The sequence below is a fragment of the Streptomyces albipurpureus genome (assembly GCF_023701525.1).
Lineage (GTDB): Bacteria > Actinomycetota > Actinomycetes > Streptomycetales > Streptomycetaceae > Streptomyces > Streptomyces albipurpureus.
Map to the genome: position 1 here is coordinate 442217 of NZ_JAMQAW010000008.1, position 5989 is coordinate 448205.

Sequence of the window (5989 nt, forward strand, 5' to 3'; positions counted from 1 at the left end):
ATCTACGTCCCAACGAATGGGAGCACCTGTGCGATCCCGGCCGGGGCACGACTCTGATCACCCGTCCAATTCACGAACCTGGCCGCTTCATCGCCCTTTCGCACTTGATGCGAACGGAGGCCACGTCCGTTCGTGAGATGGGGCTGTTGGTCGAAGACGAGTGGCAGGCGAGAGGGCTGGGCACCGCCCTGACCCGGAGCATCGTGGATCTCGCCCGGACCCACACGCTGGACTGCGAAGTCGTCACGGTCATGACTGGTTCGGACAACCGGCGCATGCTCTCCATTCTCAGCCGGATGGGCGCCGAGGTACCCAATGTCCGTAGCGCGACGGTAGAGGCCACCATTCGAGTGCGGCGCTGAGGCTGATCTGATCTGGTCTGCTCGGCCCCAGGTCCCGCAGCACGGACCTGGGGTTGACTCGCGCGTCGGTCACTCTGTGGCTGGTGACGCATGGGCATGTGCCACAGCGATGGCCGCGGCTTCCGCGAGGGTGACCGCGACGGGAGGGCCAATCTGGCGGAGGAGTTCCACCGAAGTGAACCCGCCGGCGTAGAGCACGACAGGCAGCCCATTGGCGGCTGCGCCAACCGCGTCGTCGGGAGCATCACCGATGACGATGATCGGCCGGTCGTCGATGGCTGGCCGGATTGCCCTCACGTGGCGTGCCAGCGCTTGGGACTTGGTACTGCCCGCGGACGAAGTGCGTCGCCCATCGACCCTGATGAACAGGGCAGCGACTCCCAGTGCGTCGATATGCCGGATCAGAGAGTCGTGGGGCCTCAGAGACACCACTGAGTGACTGCATCCACTGCGGACCAGTCTCCTCAGTAACTCGCTGGCACCGCGAGTCAGCGGAGCGGGCGGCTGACTTGCCAGGTACCCCTTCAGAGCAGCCTCGGCGAGTCGATGTTCGTGCGTCGTCAGGGGACGGCCAAGTGCCGACGAGTAGGCCGCATACTCGGGGACCTGTGAGAGACGGTGGAGATCTTCCATGTCGATTCTCGTTGCTTCGGCAGGAGCCACAGCCGCCAGGGCGACGTTGAGTGCTTCGGTATGGCGCCTCGCCTCGTCGGCGAGAGTGCCGCTCCAGTCCCAAATCAAGTGAGGTCGGATGGTGCGAGACATCGACTCACTCCCGGTAGTCGCCTGTTAGCGGATGGCGAATGGAAGGCGGCATTCTCGGTGTCGTCTGCTGGGCACACAGGATGCACCTGCGGGAACAGGTGTCACGGGTGCGAGGGCTGACGAGAATCCCTACCAACGGCCTGAGCGCTCTCGTCCAGTAGGAACGGAGTAATCGGACCGCTGCTTGGACCACGGGGGCGGTTCGGGGCGCCAGTGTGCCCTCCCGCCACTCCGGGAGGGACCGACAGGCATCGGCCTTCCGGAGAGGCGAAAAGCTCGGGCCGTATCCACCGGAGGCGGCGGAATGCGACAAGACGCGTGCGACGCCGGCGCAGAAGAGGATTCATGACCCTTTCCAATAGGCGATGGGAGACACGCCCGCTAAGGCGCGCGAAAAGCGGTCGAAGTCTGCGGTCCTCGTCGGTCGCTCCATTTTTGCCACTCTGGTTCCGTCGAACAGGGGCATCCTGGGCAGAGATACGCACCGGCACCCCGCCCCATTCGTTGCGAAGACGAAGGCTTGGCCCAGCCCTGTTGAGACGGAGACCCAGAGTGGAGGTACTCCGCGGTGGCACCCCTCTGTGGCCGAGGACTAAAGGGGGGGGCTCAGTCCTCGGCGGTCCTGGACGCCGACCACCGGACACGCAAGTAGCGCCGGAGCCAACGCCTGTTCTCCTGGTGCTTCAGGGCGAACGGGCAGGGTCGCTCAGCGTCGGCACAGCAAATGCAGTAGGTCCCCGGTGCCGGTGAACTCGGCTGTGCACTTGGGAGCTCCCGTCGTAAACAAGTGTGGACGACACGTGTGATCCTAGTCGACCGCGCACGCTCCGGGGAAGGGATTCCGTAAACAAGTGTTGATGATGCGGGCCGGGGCTTGCGTTGGTCGATTCGAGCACCGCAGCTCCGCGCGAGGGAGTGTCTCGAACGGATTGCTCCATGACCGGATGCGCACCGCATCTGACTAAACACCCGTAGAGGGCCTGCTAGGTGTGTCGGTGCTTCGGCGGCCCTGAAGTCGGGAAGTCCAACCAGTGGTCTACACCTATCGACTCCTGTGTCCCCAGTGCTGGGAAGGGCTTGACCGAACCCGCCTCCCTAGTGGTATCTACAGGCGTGGATATGGATATGGTTCACGCATCCCGCACCTTGCTATCGGTCTGCTGGATGAAAGGACGAGTGGCTGACAATGCCTGACACCGGCGCTGGCGACATGCGTACGCCGCCGCGCACGCTCGCGGAGAAGCTGAGCGCACTCCGGGACGAGATGACCCCCAAGGGAGGCAAGGCTCCGTCGTGGGACAAAGTAGGGAAGATGATCAGCGAGCAGACACAGGTACCGATCTCCGGCGCCTATCTGTGGGAGCTGGCCACCGGGAAGCCCGGAACGAACCCGAAGCTGAACCACTTGAAAGCACTCGCAGAGTTCTTCGACCGCCGGATCTCGTACTTCGTCGACGAGACCATCGCCTTCGAGGACGATGAGAAGGCTCAGCTGGAGCTGCTGGCTGTCATGAAGCGCCTCGGGGTGCGAGACCTCAGACTGGACAACGTTGGTAGCACAGCGCCTGGCCCCGAGACTGTCGCCGACTTGCTGGGCAGGCTGCAGACCCTCGACCTTCTTGCTGACAGTAAGGTCCGCGAGATCGCGCTAAACGTCCGCGCACTCAGCGCCGAGCACCGAGAAGTCATCGGCAAGTTGGTGGAGCAGCCGGAACTGCTGAACGTCCTGGGGCGGGCGGGCGCCCTGCTCCCGCCGGCCGGAGCGCTCAGTGATGACCAGCTCACCGTAGCGGTCGACGTCCTCGAACGGCCCGACCTGATCCAGGCACTGAGCCGGCCCGAAGCGCGCCATCTCGCCCTCGAAAGCGCGGAGCTACTGGCTTCGAGTAGGGAAGCGATTCTGGCGATGATCGGGCAGATGAAACGCCTGGAGGCCGGAAAAGCGTGACGGAGGGGCCGCCCCCGGCATGGGGCAAGGGGCGGCCCGTCCGATGAGGCTCAAGCGTCGGGGCGTTCTCTGTAGGCCCCGAGCTTCAAGGTCTCGGCAATGTGTTCACGAGGCAGAAGCGGCATCAGCCAACAAGCGACGTCGAGGCTCGCCTCGTCGGCGTCCTGGACGACTGAGTCTTCCGTGGGAGGCGAGGACTCGGAAGGGCCGTTGGGTGAGAGCACGGGATGGAAGACCATGAGGCCCATGTCGGTGCCCAGCCATATTCCTTTACGGGGAATCCGTTCGCCATCCCCCCTGTCATGCAATGAATTCCTTCGCGGAGGGATCCCCCGAGGGGCAAGGCATTCCGAAGATTCAGTTGAGTCTTCTAGTTCTTGCTCTTCATCTAGAATTTCTGCATGGCGCACATACTTTTCCGGCGTTTCGTTCTGATCTTCTGGCCGGCTTCCGCCCGGCACTACCATGCATATCGCCCCCGCGACTCTTCGGTTTTTGCGGATCCTCCGCACGGCTCAGGGACAACGCCCCTGCCAGGGTCGTGTCGCTCGCTGCGTCATCGCAGAGCACTGACGTAGGTCTCCTCGCAGGGTCCCGGACGCTGGTCCGGCCCAGCGGTGCGGGCGATCGAGTTCCCTGAGCAAGATTCCTACCCTGTCGAATATGCCTTCGTCAATGACGATTCATGTACGGGTGTTTACATCCCTGTGCTTTCTCGCCACGTGAGAAGGAGCCCTCGGTCACTTGCGCCAGGCGGTTTCTCGTGACGTGAGAAAACGTCAGTGCTCTGCTCTGAAACCTATAATCAGGGAGCCTAGGCGGTAGTGTGCGCGCGATCAGGATGATGAATTTCGGGGCCAGAGTATTGCGGCTGGAGGATTTACCTGACCTTCAGCCGCGACGTGGCAGGAGGGTGCGGGTGTTGGAGCCTGGTCCGCTGACGCACGGGTGGACCGACCAGCGGTGGACCCTGGCCCGGGTGAAGACGATGTTCGGCCAACCGTTCCACGTCTCGTCCGCAGCGAAGGGGCACGTGGCGGTTACTGCAGCGGTCTGGCTGGCCTAGGCCCGGAACGCCTCAAGCCGCACCCGGTGAGCATTGCAGACTGCCTCACAGACCTGAAAGCCCTGGAAGAAGCGGGATGTCTGGATACCAGCGAGAAGGGGATGTACTTCGCGGTGGAGGCGCCGTGAGGCTGAACTCCCCATGCAAGATCAATTCCTTCCGCGAGGCTGAAAAGGTGGAGCCGCCGCTAGGGCGGCCCCACCTTCAGTCCGTCAGAGGGACTGATCGTCGCGATCAGCCAGAATCCGCAGCAGGACGCTGCGCACCCAATCGCGAATCTGACGCACCAGCCCCCGTGACCAGCCCGTAAGCGAACGACTGGCAACCGTCCAACCGACCACTGACGAGCACCAGAGCCAGCACGAACAGCCGCAAAGGCACCCGCCCTGACAACTCGGCCCCGTTCAAATCAACATCGAACACAAACACCTGAATGCCCTTGCCTTGCATGGGGTGCGCATCGCAACCCGCCAAAAGGTCAGGCGGCGAGCGCACCCAGAGTGGATGAGACCGGCGAGTACGCCGGCAATCCAGGTGCCCGAGGAATTCGAGGCGCGGCGAATCTGATCACGCCGCAGGGAGACGACTCGTTCGGCTGCGCTTGGGCGGCGAACTCGTAGCGCCGCCCCGCGAGCACGGCGTTGAGAACCGTGAGCGCATCGAGCGCCACACAGCGCCATACGAGGCTCAGCGCCTCGGTAGCTCGTTCCAAGTCTTCCTGCGACTCCCCAGCAAGGAGCGGAGCAAGGTGCACAGGGATCGGCGGAGCGGTGATCGTTGGGAGGCCGGTCTCTGATTCGGAAGTGCGGAACAGCCGCAGAGTGAACTCAACGGTCTTCCACTTGGCCTTATTGTTACGAAGGTCATGGATGCGGCGCTCAAGTCCCAGGAGTCTGGTCAGAGCGGCTTTCGCTCTGACCAGACTCCACTTCGCCTGAAAGCCAAACGGTTTACCGTCAAAGACAAGCGGGGGGTCGTGATACCGGTGGGCTTCATCTCTGATGACCAGTTCGCTACTTGCCCAGGGATCTCCTGACTCCACCACCTGCAACAGAGTTGAAGTGAGGAAGGTGAAGTCGGACATGGCGCGAGTGTGTAGCAGCGAATCGCCTGGCTGGGGCGGTCGGCAGATGATGCCAACTCTCATTCGCCAGCGCAGGCGAAGTATTCCTATCTGGGACATGTCTGGCGCCCTTGAGCGCCAGTTGCCCGTCGATGACCACCACGCCGCAGAAGTTCTGATATCAGGAGGCGCGAGGATGAGAACGAGCGCCGTGGCGCCGAGGGCCAGAGGTTCGAGGCAGTGAGAAGGGGCGACGGCAGCCTGCAGTAAGGTCCTCGGTGTTGGCGATTGGTCTGGACTCAAGGGTCCGCCTCTCCGGGCGGACGGCCCCGTTGGGCATGCTTCAGTCCGCCCACGTCGTAGTTCACGAGTGGTTGCGAACTGAGATTCATGCCAGCGCGAACTCAGTCTCATAGGGCCCGCCGCGTGGCGAACCAATCCAGATGCCCCAGAGCGGGGGCTTTTCACTGCTCCATCGGAGCCAATCAATCGCCCCGGATCGAGGACTTCTACTCTGCTCCCTGGCGTCGAGAGCCTGCACTGCTCTGTGTCAGCGGTCCTTCTTGGGGTTGGTCTCCCCGTGCTTGCCTATGGCGGATGGAGGCTGTTCTACCTCCATCGGCATGATGACTACTGGTGTGCTGGTCAACCAGGCCCGTGCATGTCCGGCGGTGTCGTCACACTGTGACGACACGAGCACTGTAGCGGTCGCCAGCCTGCCCTAGACGACTCATTCCGATGTGATTAGTGGTCGTAGGCGATCAGGGATCGTGTGACGGGCTGGC

The 5989-nt window shown here is 63.0% G+C and carries 5 protein-coding genes and 1 pseudogene; 3 read left to right on the plus strand and 3 right to left on the minus strand.

Annotated elements, in window-relative coordinates; genetic code table 11:
• Positions 1-362, plus strand: a 362-nt coding sequence (locus NBG84_RS11035) for a GNAT family N-acetyltransferase (RefSeq protein WP_250919145.1), incomplete at its 5' end; no start/stop codon positions are given.
• A gap of 69 nt (positions 363-431) precedes the next feature.
• On the opposite strand, the gene NBG84_RS11040 is transcribed toward NBG84_RS11035, so the two are convergent.
• Positions 432-1127, minus strand: a complete 696-nt coding sequence (locus NBG84_RS11040) for an HAD family hydrolase (protein ID WP_250919146.1) — start codon at positions 1125-1127, stop codon at positions 432-434.
• 1186 nt (positions 1128-2313) lie between these two features.
• On the opposite strand from NBG84_RS11040, the gene NBG84_RS11045 reads away from it, so the two are divergent.
• Both NBG84_RS11045 and NBG84_RS41510 read left to right on the plus strand, forming a co-directional pair.
• On the plus strand, positions 2314-3075 hold the full coding sequence (locus tag NBG84_RS11045; protein WP_250919147.1) for a hypothetical protein: 762 nt from the start codon (positions 2314-2316) through the stop codon (positions 3073-3075).
• 892 nt (positions 3076-3967) lie between these two features.
• A pseudogene (locus tag NBG84_RS41510) lies at positions 3968-4136 on the plus strand (IS630 family transposase); the annotation flags it as partial.
• A 239-nt stretch (positions 4137-4375) separates the two neighbouring features.
• Here NBG84_RS41510 and NBG84_RS11050 read toward each other — a convergent pair.
• Positions 4376-4591: a hypothetical protein gene (locus tag NBG84_RS11050; protein WP_250919148.1), complete on the minus strand. Its 216-nt coding sequence runs from the start codon at positions 4589-4591 to the stop codon at positions 4376-4378.
• Between the two features lie 28 nt (positions 4592-4619).
• The gene (locus NBG84_RS11055) at positions 4620-5225 is read right to left on the minus strand and encodes a hypothetical protein (protein ID WP_250919149.1); all 606 of its coding nucleotides are present in this window, start codon (positions 5223-5225) and stop codon (positions 4620-4622) included.
• Positions 5226-5989: the final 764 nt, after the last annotated feature.